The sequence below is a fragment of the Streptomyces sp. NPDC050549 genome, assembly GCF_040655035.1.
In the GTDB taxonomy this organism is placed as follows: Bacteria; Actinomycetota; Actinomycetes; order Streptomycetales; family Streptomycetaceae; genus Streptomyces.
The window spans coordinates 34,595-50,456 of sequence record NZ_JBFAJD010000036.1; the positions used below are offsets into that span (position 1 = coordinate 34,595).

Here is a 15,862-nt window from a genome sequence, read left to right on the forward strand (position 1 = left end):
GCCTACTCCGCCGTCTCGAGCGCGACGATCTCCGGATGGTGCAGGTCGAACGCCGGGGACTCGGACCGGATCCGCGGCAGGGACACGAAGTTGTGGCGCGGCGGCGGGCAGGAGGTCGCCCACTCCAGGGAGCGGCCGTAGCCCCACGGGTCGTCGGTCTCGACCTTCCTTCCGTACTTGGCGGTCTTCCACACGTTGTAGAAGAACGGCAGGATCGACAGGCCCAGCAGGAACGAACCGATCGTCGAGACCGTGTTCAGGGCGGTGAAGCCGTCCGCGGCCAGATAGTCGGCGTAGCGTCGGGGCATGCCCTCGGCGCCCAGCCAGTGCTGGACCAGGAACGTGGTGTGGAAGCCGATGGTGAGCGTCCAGAAGGTGATCTTGCCGAGGCGCTCGTCGAGCATCTTGCCGGTCATCTTCGGCCACCAGAAGTGGAAGCCCGCGAACATCGCGTACACGACCGTACCGAAGACGGTGTAGTGGAAGTGGGCCACGACGAAGTACGAATCGGAGAGGTGGAAGTCCATCGGCGGCGAGGCCAGGATCACGCCGGTCAGGCCGCCGAAGAGGAACGTGATGAGGAAGCCGGTGGCCCAGAGCATCGGGGTCTCGAAGGACAGGGACCCCTTCCACATCGTTCCGATCCAGTTGAAGAACTTCACGCCCGTGGGTACGGCGATGAGGAACGTCATGAAGGAGAAGAACGGGAGGAGGACTCCGCCGGTGACGTACATGTGGTGGGCCCACACGGTCACGGACAGGCCGGCGATCGCGATGGTGGCGCCGATCAGACCCATGTAGCCGAACATCGGCTTGCGGGAGAAGACCGGGACGACCTCGGAGACGATGCCGAAGAACGGCAGCGCGAGCACATACACCTCTGGATGGCCGAAGAACCAGAAGAGGTGCTGCCACAGCAGTGCCCCGCCGTTGGCGGCGTCGAAGACGTGTGCCCCGAATTTCCGGTCCGCCTCCAGCGCGAACAGCGCGGCCGCCAGGACCGGAAAGATGATCAGGACCAGTACCGCGGTCAGCAGAACGTTCCACACGAAGATCGGCATGCGGAACATCGTCATGCCCGGTGCGCGCATGCAGATGATCGTGGTGATGAAGTTGACGGCGCCCAGGATCGAGCCGAAGCCGGACAGCGCGACGCCCATGATCCACAGATCTGCGCCCAGGCCTGGCGAGTGCACGGCGTCCGACAGGGGGGCGTAGAGGAACCAGCCGAAGTCCGCGGCCCCGCCCGGGGTGAGGAAGCCGAAGGCCGCGATGGAGGAGCCGAACAGGAAGAGCCAGTAGGCGAGCATGTTCAGCCGGGGAAAGGCGACATCAGGGGCGCCGATCTGCAGCGGCATGATCCAGTTGGCGAAACCCGTGAACAGGGGCATCGCGAACATCAGCAGCATGATCGAGCCGTGCATCGTGAACGCCTGGTTGAACTGCTCCTGCGACATGATCTCCAGGCCCGGCCGGGCGAGTTCGGCCCGCATGAGCAACGCCGTCACACCGCCCACGACGAAGAACACGAACGCGGTGACCAGGTACAGCGTGCCGATCTTCTTGTGGTCGGTGGTCGTCAGCCAGTCCGTCCACGACGACCGGGCCCCGGGCCGCACCGCAGGTCCGGACACCTCGTCCGCCACGGCGACCACGGCACGCGGCCGCGCTGTCCTCACCTGCTGCATCTCGTCCACCGGACGGCGTCCTCCCCTGCTGTTCATGTCGTCGACGGGCCGGGAAGCACCAGGAGTGCGGGAACGGACCCGGCCCTTCCCAGCCGCTGCCACATGATCGTCGGTGGGGTACGGGGTCCGGATAGGGTCGAACGGCCCCTGCGGGGGACCGCGCATAGGGTCCAACGTCCCCTCTTCGCACCGTTGAGCGGCCGGTCGCTCCTCACCCCGCGCAGCGGTCGTACGCTGCTGAGCACCGACCGGTTCAGGAGCGCCAGGAATGCCCGAATTGCCACCCTCGAACTCCGCGCCGCCACAGCGGCGACTCGACGTGCCGGACCGGATGCGCAGCCTTCTCGACGCCGTCACGAACATCGGCCGCGGCCTGGAGCTGCCCCAGGTCCTCGGCAGCATCGTGGATGCGGCGGTCACCCTCACCGACGCCGAGTACGGCGCCCTCGGCGTGATCGGTGACGGGCAGCGACTGTCTCAGTTCCTGCCGGTCGGCATGGCCGACGACCTCGCGGCCCGTATCGGCCAGGCCCCCTGTGGGCGCGGCATCCTCGGTGAGCTGATCCGCAATCCGGTTGCCCTGCGTCTCACGGATCTGACCCGCCACCCGGCCAGTTTCGGCTTTCCCGAGCACCATCCGCCCATGCGGACGTTCCTGGGGGTGCCGGTCCGTGTCCGTGGCGAGGTTTTCGGCAACCTGTACCTGACCGAGAAGCGCGGAGGCGCGGGCTTCGACGCCGAGGACGAGGCCGTGCTGGCGACGCTTGCCAACGCGGCCGGGGTCGCCGTCGACAACGCCCGCCTGTACCACGACAGCCGCCGCCGGGAACGCTGGCTGGAGGCACTCAGTGAGATCACCCGAGCCCTGTTGGCCGGAACCGCCGCCCGCGAGGTGCTCCGCCTGATCGCCCGTAGGGCGTGTGAGGTGGCCGACGCCGACCTGACCGCCGTACTGCTCCCGGTGGAGGCGGACGGTGCCCGGCTCACGGTGGAGGTGGCGTGCGGCCATGACGCCGAGCACGTCGAAGGAGCGGTTCTTCCCGCACCCGGGTCGCCGACCCGCCCGGCCGCCCCTGCCGGTGAGCCCGCGGCCACCGCGGACGCCGGTGGCGACCCGCGGGGGCATGCGCTCGGCGGCGAGGGCGGCGGTCCGAAGGGGTACGGCCCGATGGTGTCCGTCCCCCTGCCGCTGGACGCCTCGGTCTGCGGCGCCCTGCGTCTCAGCCGGCGCGTGGGCCGCCCCGCCTTCGACGACACCGAGGTGGCACTGGTCTCCCGGTTCGCCGACCAGGCCGCAATCGCCCTGGAACTGGCCCGGCGCCGCGCCGAGTCCGAGGAACTGGCCGTGCTGCATGAACGCGATCGCATTGCCCGCGACCTGCACGACCTGGCGATCCAGCGGCTGTTCGCCACCGGCATGACGTTGCAGAGCGCCACCCGCATGATTGAGAGCCCCGACGCCGCCGAGCGGGTCTCCCGGGCGGTGGAGGACCTGGACACCACCGTCCAGATCATCCGCTCCACCATCTTCGAGCTGCGCTCGGCGGGGGACGACCGGGGCGGTCCTGGGCTGCGCCGCCGGATGCCTGAAACCGTTCGGCTGGCCGCCCAGTCGCTCGGCTTCAGCCCGGTTCTCCGGATCGACGGACCGGTGGACTCCACCGTCCCCGCCGAGGTGGCCGAACACGTCCTGGCGGTGACCGCCGAAGCCCTCAGCAATACCGCCCGGCACGCACGCGCCCACCGCGCGGACGTCGTCCTGACCGTACCGGCGGCCGGGGATGTCCTCACCCTCGCGGTAATGGACGACGGGGTCGGGATGGGCGCCGCCCAGCACACTGGCGGACTGGCGAACCTGCGCTCCCGAGCTGTGCAGTACGGCGGGACGCTGACCGTCGAGTCCCCGGCACGGGGCGGGACCCGGCTCGTGTGGCGGGTGCCGTTGCCCGCCGACTGACGGAGCGCCGGGCTACCGCTCGGGCCCTCGCTGCTCCTTCAGCTTCCCGGCGAGCATCGCCGCCTGGATGCGGCGGCCCACGCCCAGCTTGGCCAGGATGGACGACACCCGGTTCTTGATCGTCTTCTCCGCGAGGAACAGCCGCTCGGCGATCTGACGATTCGTCAGCCCCTCGCCGACCAGCTCCAGGATCTCCTGCTCGCGCGGTGAAAGCCGCTCCAACTCCGGTGAGACGTACGGGGCTTCGGGTTCCGGCCGGGGGTCGCGCAGCCGCGCCATCACCCGCGCGGCGGCCCGGGGATCCAGCATGGACTGCCCGCCCGCCACCGTGCGGACGGCGGCCACCAGGTCGGAACCGTCGATCCGCTTGAGCACATAGCCGGCCGCGCCCGCCATGATGGCGTCGAACAACGCCTCGTCATCGTCGAACGAGGTCAGCATCAGACAGGGCAGTCCAGGCATGCGGGCCCGCAGCTCCCGGCACACCTCGACTCCCGCGTGGTCCCCGTCGCCGCCCTCGCCGAGCCGCACGTCCAGCACCGCGACATGCGGGCGGACCGCGGGCACCCGGGCGAGCGCCTCCCTGGCACTCGCCGCCTCCCCGGCCACGACGATGTCCGGCTCGGCCTCCAAGAGGTCGCGCACGCCTCGGCGTACCACCTCGTGGTCATCCAGGATGAACACCCGCAGAGGTGGGGCGGGCGAGGAGACGAGGCCGGTGCGCTTGTGTGCTTCCACGGAAGCCAGCCTACGAGCCGGGCGGCTGCGGAGGCTGGCCGCTCCGTCCCGGGCGTCCTGGTGAGGCCGCTGACGGGGCACCGGCGGCAGCCACGGGTGAACGCATCTCCGTCGCGCACACGTGCTTCCTGCGGTCCGGCCGCGCCCATGTGCATCTCCACTCCGCGGGTTCCCGTATCCCCCCGGACGGGAGCGGAGCCGCAGCACTCGGTACGCGCCGACCTCCGCGCCAGTAGCGTCTGCGCGTGTATCCGGGTTCGATGTGCCGTACCCGTTCCGCCGGGTACCGAGATCTTGGTGAAACGACCGGACTCCTCAGGGGCGTACGCCGTCACCCGGGGCCTTTCCGGACCTCCGTCGGCCATGGGAGAAACCTGCGGCTCCCGAACGGTTCACCCGCGCTGACGTCTGGTGCGCCGTGCAGCCTCAGCCTGCGCCGGGGAGGTGAGCGGAGTGAGCTGGTGGATGTCGTGGCGGAGCCGTAGGGCCGCGATCTCGGCTTGGTCCGGCGGCTCCGAGGCGCTCAGAAGGTCGGTGAGTTCCTGGAGGCAGGTCGCGTGCCCGGCCGGGGACACGAGGAAGAGCATCCGGGCGGGTTCGGCGCCGGGGTTCGAGAATGCGTGAGGGCATTCGGCGGGTACGAACATGAAGCTCCCGGGGCCGCCCCGCATCGCCTTCGCGCCGTTCGCGGACTCCCAGGAGCGCCAGTCGCCGGTGGCCTGGGGGAGGCGTTCCTCGATCCGCTGCTTGCTTTCGTGGTAAGGGATTCCGGAGTGAGCGTCCACGCCATTGCAGGGAGCTGTAGACCAGGCGCTCGATGCGCAACTCCCGGGCAGGATCCGCCACTGCCTTTCCCCGCCGTTCTTCGGCCACCACGCCCTCGGGGCTGATCCGGGGGCCGACCATCATGGTCAGCACGAGGAACACGCCATGTACGCCCTTCATCGCCTTCCGGAGCGACGTCGGATCGTCCAGGTCGCCGACGACAAGGCCGGCTCCTGCCGTACGCAGTGCTCTGGCGCGGGATGAATCAGGGTCAACCCGCAACCGGACTGCGCAACCTGCCCCTGCACGACACCGCACAGAACCGGATCTGGCTGGAGATCGTCTCGCTCGCACTCGACCTCCTCGCCTGGATGCCCATGCTCGCCCTGACCGGCACCACCCGCCGCTGGGAACCCAAACGGCTTCGCCTGCGGCTGTTCTCCGCAGCCGCCCAGCTCGTGAACACCGGCCACCGCCACTGGCTCCACCTGCCCGCCCGATGGCCCTGGCCCGACGTCACCACCCACGCGATCGCCAGGCTCCACATCCTGCCGAACCCTGGCTGAACAGCCACTTCCACCATCCCGACAACCCCCACGACCGCACCGGCGAAGTGGAACCCGGCGCCCACCCGACGCGCGAGCCGGGACCTCAACCTGCCCCAACCCCAGACACAAAGTACCCATCAGCAAGCTGACGGGGACTCATGAACGATCGAGGCTGATGGCACCGAGGTCCGCGGCTCCGGACCTGGGAAAGTACTGAATCCATACCATTGGCATACCGATTTCGAAGCGGGCCTGCCCAGTATCGAGGATGTCAGCGAATCCCGTTTAATCGCCGGGCGGAGTTTCCGAACCCGCCAGGGAGTTTATCGGGCGTCGTCGTGGCGAAAGAATTCACCTTCGATCGGAAGTGGGGATCCCATGACTGAGCAAACCGGATTCACCGACGCGGATTTCGTGCTGTCGCTGCAGAGCCTCGACCTTGAGGACGACAGCCAGACCAGCGTCATCGTCGACAGTTGCAGCTCCTGCTACCTCTTGAGCTGCTGACACCGACTCAGCGCTTGCGGTCCCGGACTGCATCGGACAAAGCTCCCTCGTCCCGTCCGGGACCGCTCGCAGCGTCAGATCCTCGGGCCAACAGGTTCCGGACCACAACCACTAGCGCGAAAAGGGGCGGGCTGATATGCAGCGGCCGTGGGAAACAATGCTGTCCTACATGAGTCACCATCCGCGGTGGTTCGAGAACTTCAGCCGGCGCATGCCGAGCAGCGAGCACATGCGCGAATACCGGGCGGCGCTGCCGGACGACTGGCACACCTGGCGTCGTGGCTACTGGATCATCGCCGAACCGCCGGGCGCGCCTGTAGTCGGCCAGGGCTGGAAGCTGCACGTCTCGTCGACCTCACGCAAAAGCACCGAGACCTTACGGCGGGCATTGCCGGTAATGCGGGATGCAGGGGTGCGCTTTAAGTTCCTGATGGACCCTCCGGCAGTGGGTGAGGCCAACGGAAAGTCCTTCCCCCGTGCATCGAGTGGGAAGTTCATCACCGTCTACCCGGACGACGACACGCAGTTCCGCGCCATCGCGGCAGCGCTGACCCAGGCCTTGGCGGGGCTGGACGGACCCTATGTCCTCACCGACCGGCGCTGTCCCGGGTCGCGGGTGGTGTCCTACCGCTACGGCGGGTTCGTCAGCCGCTTCGAGCTCAAGCCGCTGGGCCTGCGGGATCTGATGATCCAGGCCCCCGACGGCTCGCTGGTCCCGGATGTGCGCACCCCCTACTGGCTCGTCCCGGACTGGGCGCAGGATCCGTATGCGGGTGCGGACCGGGGAACAGAAACGGGCGAGGATGGAGCCGCGGGGGGTGGGAGCGCGGGCAAGGGGTTGCTGGCCGGCCGGTTCAAGGTCGGGAGTGCGCTGGCGTTCAGCAACCGCGGCGGCATCTACCGCGGCGTGGACACAGAGACCGGCGCGGACGTGGTGCTGCGCGAGGCCCGGCCGCATGTCGAGGTGGGCCCCAGAGGCATCGACGCGGTGGACCTGCTGCGCCATGAGTACCAGCTACTGACCGAACTGGCCGACACCGGTCTGTTCGTGCGCCCCATCGCGTTCTTCGAGCAGTGGGAGCACGCGTTCATCGCCGAGGACCACATCGACGGCAGCCATCTGGGCCACCTGAGCATCGCCCACAACCCCCTGTACGGCCTGGACCTGACCCCGGCCCGGCTGGCCGACTACTACGACCGGTTCCGTCTGCTGTGGGTGCAGATCGCGGACGCGATCGCGGCCTGCCATGAGCGCGGCATCGTACTGGGCGACCTGTCGATGACCAACATCATGGTCACCGCGGACGACCGGATCCGCGTAATCGATCTGGAATCCGCCTTCCACGAGGGGACCGACGGCGGCGCGGGGCTCAGCACCCCGGGTGCGGTCACCCGGCGGGCGATGGCCGCCGGGCGCGGCGACCGGCGCACCGACTACTACGCGCTGGGCGGGCTGCTGCTGTGCTGTGTCCTGGCCTGCCACTCGAACGACCTGGTCGACCACGACATCCCGCTGCGGCTCCTCGACGAGGTAGCAGCCGATCTGGCTCTGCCGGGAGAACTGGTCGCACTGATCCGGGACCTGTACGACGAGAACGCGCCGCTGCCCGACCCGGTTGCGCTGCGCCGGCGTCTCACCGACCTGCCCTTCACCACCGCCTGGCGGCAGCCCCCGCCGCTGGCACACCCGGTGACACCCGAACCGGAGTCAGCGGCCGACCTGAGACGGCGGATCGAGACCACCCTGGACGGCGTGGTGAAGTTTCTGCACGGTACTGCCGATCTGCAGCGGGAGGACCGGCTCTTCCCAGCGGACCCGCTGGTCTTCGAGACCAACCCGCTGTCCGTCGCGCACGGTGCCTACGGCTGCCTGTACGCACTCCACACCGTGGGTGGCGAGGTGCCGGACACCTTTCTCACCTGGGCGCTGCGCAAGCCGACAGGTCATGAGGCGCTGCCACCGGGCCTTTACTACGGTTCAGCAGGTGTCGCCTGGGTGCTGTCGGCGATGGGCCATCGTGAGGTGGCGGCCCGGGTGCTGCGCGACGCCGCGGGGCATCGGCTGCTGTACGCGGAGCCGGGCGTGCTGACCGGGTCGGCCGGGCATGGCATGGCCTGCCTTCGGCTGTGGCGCGACACCGGCCGCACGGAGTTCCTGGACCGCGCCCGCGAGATCGGCGAGCACTTCGCGCGGAGCGCGCGGCATGAGGGCGTGCGGGCCCACTGGACCGGCTCCGGCAAGCACGTCCCCGTCGGCTACGGAGAGGGCGCGTCCGGCGTGGCCATGTTCCTGCTGGCCCTGCACGCGGCCACCGGTGACGTGCATGTGCTGGAACTGGGCCGCGCGGGGCTGGAGTTCGATCTGGCCTGCGGCGAGTACTCACCCACAGGACGGCTGTCCTTCCCGGCCGTCGCACGCACCGACGACAAACCGTCCCCGGTACTGCGCCAGTACTGGGACGAGGGCACCGCGGGCATCTTGACCACCCTGCTGCGGTACCACTACGTGACCGGGGACGGAAGCCTGCGGAAGCACATCGATGAACTACTGCCGGACGTGCGGCGCAAGTACACGACGTTTCCCCAGCTGTTCCACGGGATCAGCGGTATCGGCAACACCCTCTTGGACGCCTACGAGTTCCTGGGCGACCCGGAGCTCCTGGGCGACGCGCAGCGGGCAGCCGAGGCAGTGCTGTGCAGTACGGTGCGGCGGCCGGAGGGTGTGGTGTTCCCCGGCGAGCAGTCGGTACGGGAGTGCTGCGACCTGGCGAGCGGCTCGGCCGGTGTCGCGCTCTTCCTGGACCGGTTCCGCAGGGCGCGCCCCGGGGCGCGCACCAACACGAACTTCCTGCTGGACGACCTGCTGAAAGAGTCACCGACGGCTTCCGGGAGCCGTGGATGACCGCCACCGTCCCCCCGATCACAGCCGCCGCGCAACGGCTCAGCCGTAACCGGGGCTTCCAACTGCTCTGGATCGGCCAGGCGTTGTCGGACTTCGGCTCCTCGATGACGTACATCGTGCTGCCGCTGGTGCTGCTTGCGGCGGGCAACTCCACCACGGTCGCCGCAACCGTCGGCACGGTCTCCCTGGCCGTCGGGCTGGTGGCACGGCTGCCGGCCGGCTACCTGAGCGACCGCTGCGACCAGCGTGCGCTGATGCTCGGGTCCGACCTGGCCCGGCTGGTCGCCGTCGGGTCGCTGGCGGTGTACGTGCTCCTACGGCCTTTGCCGATCGCGCTGGCTCTGGTGGCGGTGGTCGTGTCGGTCGTGGCACTGGAAGTGTTCCGCCCGGCCCAGGGCAAGGTGATCCGACGGATCGTGCCGACCGAGCAGTTGGGTGCGGCGCTGTCGCTGAACCAGGCGCGGGCGTACGGCGCAGACATCGCCGCGCCGGCGGCGGCCGGGCTGCTTCTGGCGCTCGAACCCTCCGTGCCGCTCGCGGTGGACGCGCTGACCTTCGGCGTCTCCGCGCTGTGCGTGGCCGTGGCGGTCCGCGCGCCGCGCCGTGGCCTGGGCCCCGACGGGGCGCCCGGCGGCAGGGACGCGGAAGCAGCGGGTGCGCAGCCGGTCGCTGAGCGGTTCCTGACGGGGTTCACCGCAGGGTGGCGGTACCTGGCGGGAGACCGGTTCATGCGCTGGTGCGTGCTGTACGGCGCCGGGCTGAACCTGGCCTTCTCCGCCCTCACGTTCGCCCTGATCCTCGGCGTGGGCAGCAGACCCGACAGCGCGGTCGCGGTGGGAACGGCCATGAGCGCGGCAGCGGTGGCCGGACTGGCCGGCTCCCTGCTCACCCCGTACGTCCAGCGACACGTTTCCCTGAAAGTGACCCTTGTCGCGGGTCCCGCCACCGGGTCCGTGCTGCTGGCCGTCGCCTGGACCAGCGGGAGCACCATCGCGTTCGTCGCCGGGTTCTGCGCGCTGTGCCTGCTCATCCCGGTGATTTCGGCGACGTTCGGCACGATCATGGCGGTCGCCGTGCCGGAGGAGATCTACGGCCGGGTCATCACCGCGAGCGGCTTGGTCGCTCAGATCGTCCAGCCCTGCGGGCCGCTGGCTGCCGGGCTGCTGCTGGCCCGGCTGTCACTACCGACGACCGCCGCCGCCTTCGCGATGGCGTTCGCCCTGCTGGCAGCCGTCCCCGTCGCCCTGCCCAAGCCGCCGCAGACAAGCACACCAGCACCGGCCAGGAGCCCCTCGTGATCACGCCACAGATGCCCGTTGGCGACGGCAGCGCCCGTCCCGCCGTCTTGCAGTCCGTGCTCGAACTGGGTGCAACGGACAGGCAGATGCCTGCCGAACAGGCAATCCGGGAGGTGGTTGGCGTCGCCCAGACTGCTGAGGAATGCGAGTTCCACCGCTTCTGGGTCGCAGAACACCACGCCTCGCTCGACGCCGTCAGCAGTGCACCAGCGGTACTCATCGCGCACATCGCCGCCTGCACCGAGCGCATCCGGGTGGGTGCAGGCGGGGTAATGCTGCCCAACTATGCTCCCTACGCTGTGGCCGAGCAGTTCGCCACGCTGGGCGCACTGCACCCCGGCCGAATCGACCTGGGCGTAGGCCGCTCCTCGGGCGGCACCGGGGCCCATGGCAAGTTACTCGAGGCGGCGCTCAGGCGTGACGCCAGGGCGGCGCTCGAGTTCCCCGCCCTGATCGACGAGCTGATGGGCTTCCTGGACCCGCCCACCCGGGCGCAGACGCCGATCGAGCCGGAGCGCCCGACCCTGCACCTGTCTCCACGGATCGCCTCGCCGGCGCAGGTGTATGTCCTGGGGACCAGCGAGAACGGCGCCCGAACGGCGGCCGAGCGGTCGCTGCCGTTCGTCTACGGGCTCCACCTGGGCCAGTCCAAGTGCCGCCCGGCGGCGGTGAAGCGCTACCGTGCGACCTTCGACCCCGGCCCGCGAGGTGCCCGGCCCTACGTCATCGCCTCGCTGAACGTACTGTGCGCGGGGAGTGACGACGAGGCCGAGCAACTGGCTCTGCACACCGCGTGCAACGCCGTGCGGCGCCGCACGTGGACCGCGCTGGGCGAGTCCCCGGACAAGGCCAGGGAGGAGTTCCTCACCCGCAAGGTCCTGGAGGACCAGCAGGTGGTCCACGGCGGCCGGTCCACGGTGATGGAGGGCATCGAGCGGGTCGCGAAAACTCTGGACGTCGACGAGATCATGCTCGTCCCCTTCGACCTCACCGGCACCGGACGCGGTCGGACACTGCGCATGCTCACGGGACGTCAAGCGCCGACCCTGGCCGCAGCGGCGGCGACCTGATCCGTCCGGTCCGGACCGGACTCAGGCCAGCATCGAGCGATACTGGGCTTCGAGTACCGGGCTGGGGCCCAGACCGAACTCAGCTGCCAGGAATTGCCGGTACTCCTCGTATACGGCGAAAGCCTCCGTCTGCCGCCCCAGGTGGAACAGGGCATTCATATGAGCGGCCCGTAGGCGTTCGCGCTGTGGATGCAGTTCCACCAGATCATCGATGGTCTCGGCGACCTCCTTGGCGTTGCCCAGCTGCAGCTCAACCTCCGCCCATTCCTCATATACCTGTAGAAAACGGGTGCCGAGACGTTCCGCCTCGGCTGATATCGTCCGCGAGTTGCGCAGTTCCGGCAGCGACGGCCCCCTCCACAGTTTCAGCGCCTCCTTCAGCAGCCTGGCCGCAGAAGCGAGCGCGCCGTGGCCTGACGCCTCCCTTCCGGCACGGGCGAGGCTGCGGAACCGCAGCGCATCCAACTCCCCGTCGCCGACCAGCAGCAGATAACCGCTTCCCCGGCGGACCAGCCGCCCGCCCGCTCCAACGTCTTCCAGGAGCTTGCGCAGCGCCGAAATGTACACATGGACGTTCTTCCGTGCGGTCTTCGGCGGTCCGCCGTCCCACAGCGCATCCATCATCAGCTCGACGGGCACCAAGCCATTGGGACGGCACAGCAGGACGGCAAGAAGCATGCGCTGTTTGGGGGGTCCGAGTGGGACCGGTCCATGCCCGCCCCCGCCGGTAACGGAAAGCGGGCCCAAAATTGTGAACCGGACGCCGCGCGGCTGCAGATCGGCCGTCCCTTGCTCCATTTGTCCCCCAATATCTGGTTCATCAACGGAACTCGTTCGCGCGGACATGACCGGGGTCCACGTCGGACTGCTGGTTGAAGAGTGATCCTTGGGACTCCTCCTGTCGTGCACTGTTCCGCTCAGTGGACCAGCGGAAATAGAGCACGAGCCGGCTGAGCGATCCCTCTGCACGTCGGCTGCACCGACTGGACCTCCGATGTCTCCACAACCAGGCCCGTCGCCGGGGTGGTGGGGATGCCGTCGGCCGGGCCGCCGTACGCAAGGTCTCGAAGGACCCCGAGGCACTGGTGCGGTGGCTGGTGCCGCTCCTGATGCACGTGGCGGTCGCGGCGACCGCGGTGTACGCCTACCGGAAAGTCATGTCCTTGTCGTAGGGACGTCGGCAGTGGACGGAAACATCGGGCGGCCAGGGACCGAGGCCCCTGGCCGCCCGACGGGGTCACGGCTCATGCTCTGCGGATCACGGGCGCGTCCGTGCGGTCGGCGACGTCCTCCGAGGTCACGCCCGGCGCGCATTCCACGAGTGCGAGGCCCTCCGGTGTGACGTCGAGGACGCCGAGGTCCGTGATGATCCGGTGCACGCACCGCTCGCCGGTGAGCGGGAGGGCGCATTCCTTGACGATCTTCGGGGTGCCGTCCTTGGCGGTGTGTTCCATCAGGACGACGACCCGGCGGGCGCCGTGGACGAGATCCATCGCGCCGCCCATGCCCTTGACCACCTTGCCGGGGATCATCCAGTTCGCCAGGTCGCCGACGGCGGACACCTGCATGGCGCCGAGCACGGCGGTGTCGATGTGGCCGCCCCGGATCATGCCGAAGGAGAGGGCCGAGTCGAAGAAGGAGGCGCCGGGCAGGACGGTGACCGTCTCCTTGCCCGCGTTGATGAGGTCCGGGTCGACCTCGTTCGCGTGCGGGTACGGGCCGGTGCCCAGGATGCCGTTCTCCGAGTGCAGGACCACGTGCACGCGCGGTAGGAGGTGACCGGGGACGAGTGTGGGCAGGCCGATGCCGAGATTGACGTAGGAACCGTCGACGAGCTCGGCGGCGGCGCGGGCGGCCATCTGGTCGCGGGTCCAGCCCGTGGGCGTGCTCATGCGCGAACCGTCCTCTTCTCCACGTGCTTGTCGGCGGCCTGGGCCGGAGTGAGGGGCACGATCCGCTGGACGAAGATGCCCGGCAGGTGTACTTCGTCGGGGCTCAACTCGCCCGGTTCCACGAGCTGTTCGACCTCGGCCACCGTCACGCGTCCGGCCGTGGCGGCGAGCGGGTTGAAGTTGGCGGCCGACCTGCGGAAGACGAGGTTGCCGTGGCGGTCGCCGCGCCAGGCCCGCACGAGGGCGAAGTCGGTGGTGATCCCGTGCTCCAGGACGTACGCACGGCCGGCGAAGTCGCGGGTCTCCTTGGGCGGGGAGGCCAGGGCGACCGTGCCGTCGGCGGCATGGCGCCAGGGCAGCCCGCCGCGGGCGACCTGGGTGCCCACGCCTGCGGGGGTGTAGAAGGCGGGGATGCCCGCGCCACCGGCGCGCAGCCGTTCGGCCAGGGTGCCCTGGGGCACCAGCTCCACCTCCAGTTCGCCGCACAGGTACTGGCGGGCGAACTCCTTGTTCTCGCCCACGTAGCTGCCCGTCACACGGGCGATCCGGCGCGCCGACAGCAGGACCCCCAGCCCGCGCCCGTCGACTCCGCAGTTGTTCGACACGATCCGCAGGCCGGTCGCGCCCTGCGCGTGCAGGGCCTGGATGAGTACGCCGGGGATGCCGCTGAGACCGAAGCCGCCGACAGCCAGTGAGGCGCCGTCGGGGATGTCGGCGACCGCCGCCGCGGCGCTTGCGCGGACCTTGTCCATGGAAGAAGGGCCTTTCTGCTGTGCGTTGTTGCTGGTTCAGGCGTCCGCACGCAGCGCGTCCGAGATCGACTTGGCGCCGCCGTGCGAGGTGAGGCCGCCGTCGACCGGGATCTCCGCTCCGGTGATGAAGGACGCGTCGTCGGACAGCAGGAAGACCACGAGCGGGGTGATGTCGTCGACGGTCCCGGTGCGGCCGAGCGGTGTCTCGCGGAGGTTCGCCTCACGGAACGCGGGGGCTGCGGAGGCCGTCATCATGGTGTCGATGAAGCCGGGGTGGACGGTGTTGACGCGGATCCCGCGTGGCCCGAGTTCCATGGCGGCCGTCCTCGACAGACCCCGCAGCGCCCACTTGCTGCTCGTGTACGCGACGGGATAGTGGGCGGTCAACGCCGCCGACGAACCGACGTTCACGATCGACGCTCCCGGGCCCATCAGCGGTGTCAGGTGCTGGATGCCCAGGAGCGGACCCGTCACGTTGACAGCGTGGACTCGGGCCATGTCCGCGGGGTGTACGTCGTCGATCCGGGCCCGCCAGGTGATGCCCGCGTTGTTGACCAGACCGTGCACCCGGCCGTACGACTCCCTGATCTCGGCCGCGAGTTCGGCCCACGCCCTCTCGCTGCTGACGTCGAGGCGGCGGCAGCCGGGTGCCTCGCTCACGTCAGTGGCGATCACCTGGGCGCCTTCGCGGGTCAGCGCCTCGGCCTCCGCGGCCCCCTGGCCGCCGGCCGCGCCCGTGACCACGACGACCTTGCCCACAAGGCGCTTGGTCACGGCCGCTCCCGGGAGCGGCGCCGAGCAGCGGCGACCGGCACGGGATCCACACCGCTCACCACGGTGTTGGAGACGGACCCGATGCCCTCCACGGTGAGCGTCACCGTGTCGCCGGCCTTGAGCGGGGCCGGGTCCTGCTCGCCCCGTACCCCCCACAGCTCGGCGAGACAGCCGCCGTTTCCGCAGGTCCCGGAACCGAGGACGTCGCCCGGGCGGACGACGGTGCCCCGTGAGGCGTAGGCCACCATCTCCTCGAAGGTCCAACTCATGTTGGAGAGAAGGTCCTTGCCGACCACTTGGCCGTTGATCTCGGCGGTCAGTGCGAGGCGCAGGAAGCCGTCCGCGTCGCGGTACTTCTCCAACTCGTCGGCGGTGACCAGATACGGGCCGAGCGTGGTGGCGGTGTCCTTGCCCTTGCACGGGCCGAGGCCGACCTTCATCTCGGCGGACTGCAGGTCGCGGGCGGACCAGTCGTTGAAGACGGTGTAGCCGACGATGTGGTCGCGGGCCTGCTCGGGGGTGAGGTCGCGGCCCTCCCTGCCGATGACGGCGGCGACTTCGAGTTCGAAGTCGAGCACGCTCGAACCCGGGGGTACGGGGATGTCGTCGTGCGGGCCGTACACCGCATAGGGGTTGGTGAAGTAGAACGTGGGGGCCGCGTACCACTGCTCGGGCACCCCGGCGGCTCCGTCCACGGACCGTCGTACGCCTTCGACATGCTCCTCGAAGGTGACGAAGTCCCGCACGGTGGGCGGCTGGAGCGGCGGCAGCAGCCGTACGTCGGAGACGTGCGGGCCGGCCGGGACGTGGAGCAACGCGGAGGCCGCGTCCAGCAGTTCGGGCAGACCGCCTGCCTCGGTGAGCAGGCCGGTCAGTGAGCTGACACCGGGCAGCGGGTGGAGCGCGCCGTCCTGATCGACGACGGCCACCTGGCGCCGGTCTCTGTGTTCGTACGTGGCGAATCGCATGGT

At 69.6% G+C, this 15,862-nt stretch carries 13 protein-coding genes and 2 pseudogenes; 6 read left to right on the forward strand and 9 right to left on the reverse strand.

All coding sequences use genetic code 11. The annotated features are described in order from the left end of the window. Positions 1-2: 2 nt before the first annotated feature. Positions 3-1,688, reverse strand: coding sequence for a cytochrome c oxidase subunit I (gene ctaD / locus AB0I51_RS37065; protein WP_362982840.1), 1,686 nt, complete (start codon positions 1,686-1,688; stop codon positions 3-5). A gap of 331 nt (positions 1,689-2,019) precedes the next feature. On the opposite strand from ctaD, the gene AB0I51_RS37070 reads away from it, so the two are divergent. Then, positions 2,020-3,645, forward strand: coding sequence for a GAF domain-containing protein (locus tag AB0I51_RS37070; protein WP_362982841.1), 1,626 nt, complete (start codon positions 2,020-2,022; stop codon positions 3,643-3,645). A gap of 12 nt (positions 3,646-3,657) precedes the next feature. On the opposite strand, the gene AB0I51_RS37075 is transcribed toward AB0I51_RS37070, so the two are convergent. The 3 genes and pseudogenes from AB0I51_RS37075 to AB0I51_RS37085 form a co-directional block, all read right to left on the reverse strand. Continuing rightward, complete coding sequence (locus AB0I51_RS37075) at positions 3,658-4,383, reverse strand: response regulator transcription factor (RefSeq protein WP_362982788.1); 726 nt, start codon at positions 4,381-4,383, stop codon at positions 3,658-3,660. A 392-nt stretch (positions 4,384-4,775) separates the two neighbouring features. Further along, entirely contained in the window at positions 4,776-5,168 is a 393-nt protein-coding gene (locus AB0I51_RS37080) for a hypothetical protein (protein ID WP_362982845.1), read from the reverse strand. 28 nt (positions 5,169-5,196) lie between these two features. After that, positions 5,197-5,502: pseudogene (locus tag AB0I51_RS37085) on the reverse strand (NmrA family NAD(P)-binding protein); the annotation flags it as partial. Between AB0I51_RS37085 and AB0I51_RS37090 the strand changes: the two are divergent. From AB0I51_RS37090 to AB0I51_RS37110, 5 genes and pseudogenes are all read left to right on the forward strand, one after another. Continuing rightward, positions 5,430-5,714, forward strand: a pseudogene (locus tag AB0I51_RS37090) (transposase); the annotation flags it as partial. The pseudogenes AB0I51_RS37085 and AB0I51_RS37090 overlap by 73 nt on opposite strands. 360 nt (positions 5,715-6,074) lie before the next feature. Continuing rightward, the gene (locus AB0I51_RS37095; protein ID WP_329347548.1) at positions 6,075-6,203 is read left to right on the forward strand and encodes a hypothetical protein; all 129 of its coding nucleotides are present in this window, start codon (positions 6,075-6,077) and stop codon (positions 6,201-6,203) included. Between the two features lie 169 nt (positions 6,204-6,372). Further along, the gene (gene lanKC, locus AB0I51_RS37100) at positions 6,373-9,105 is read left to right on the forward strand and encodes a class III lanthionine synthetase LanKC (RefSeq protein WP_362982789.1); all 2,733 of its coding nucleotides are present in this window, start codon (positions 6,373-6,375) and stop codon (positions 9,103-9,105) included. After that, on the forward strand, positions 9,102-10,403 hold the full coding sequence (locus AB0I51_RS37105; protein WP_362982790.1) for an MFS transporter: 1,302 nt from the start codon (positions 9,102-9,104) through the stop codon (positions 10,401-10,403). The genes lanKC and AB0I51_RS37105 overlap by 4 nt, the downstream gene beginning before the upstream one ends. Next, positions 10,400-11,473: an MsnO8 family LLM class oxidoreductase gene (locus AB0I51_RS37110; protein WP_362982791.1), complete on the forward strand. Its 1,074-nt coding sequence runs from the start codon at positions 10,400-10,402 to the stop codon at positions 11,471-11,473. The genes AB0I51_RS37105 and AB0I51_RS37110 overlap by 4 nt, the downstream gene beginning before the upstream one ends. A gap of 21 nt (positions 11,474-11,494) precedes the next feature. Here AB0I51_RS37110 and AB0I51_RS37115 read toward each other — a convergent pair whose 3' ends face one another. From AB0I51_RS37115 to AB0I51_RS37135, 5 genes are all read right to left on the reverse strand, one after another. Next, positions 11,495-12,151 (reverse strand): AfsR/SARP family transcriptional regulator, encoded by a 657-nt coding sequence (locus AB0I51_RS37115; RefSeq protein WP_362982792.1) that lies wholly within the window; start codon positions 12,149-12,151, stop codon positions 11,495-11,497. A 566-nt stretch (positions 12,152-12,717) separates the two neighbouring features. Continuing rightward, entirely contained in the window at positions 12,718-13,365 is a 648-nt protein-coding gene (locus tag AB0I51_RS37120; protein ID WP_362982793.1) for a CoA transferase subunit B, read from the reverse strand. Beyond that, the gene (locus AB0I51_RS37125; protein ID WP_362982794.1) at positions 13,362-14,117 is read right to left on the reverse strand and encodes a CoA transferase subunit A; all 756 of its coding nucleotides are present in this window, start codon (positions 14,115-14,117) and stop codon (positions 13,362-13,364) included. The genes AB0I51_RS37120 and AB0I51_RS37125 overlap by 4 nt, the downstream gene beginning before the upstream one ends. A gap of 36 nt (positions 14,118-14,153) precedes the next feature. Then, positions 14,154-14,891, reverse strand: a complete 738-nt coding sequence (locus AB0I51_RS37130) for an SDR family oxidoreductase (protein WP_362982795.1) — start codon at positions 14,889-14,891, stop codon at positions 14,154-14,156. Continuing rightward, positions 14,888-15,859 carry a fumarylacetoacetate hydrolase family protein gene (locus AB0I51_RS37135; protein WP_362982796.1) on the reverse strand — a complete coding sequence of 324 codons (972 nt, stop codon included), beginning with the start codon at positions 15,857-15,859 and terminating at the stop codon, positions 14,888-14,890. Before AB0I51_RS37135 ends, AB0I51_RS37130 begins: the two co-directional genes overlap by 4 nt. Positions 15,860-15,862: the final 3 nt, after the last annotated feature.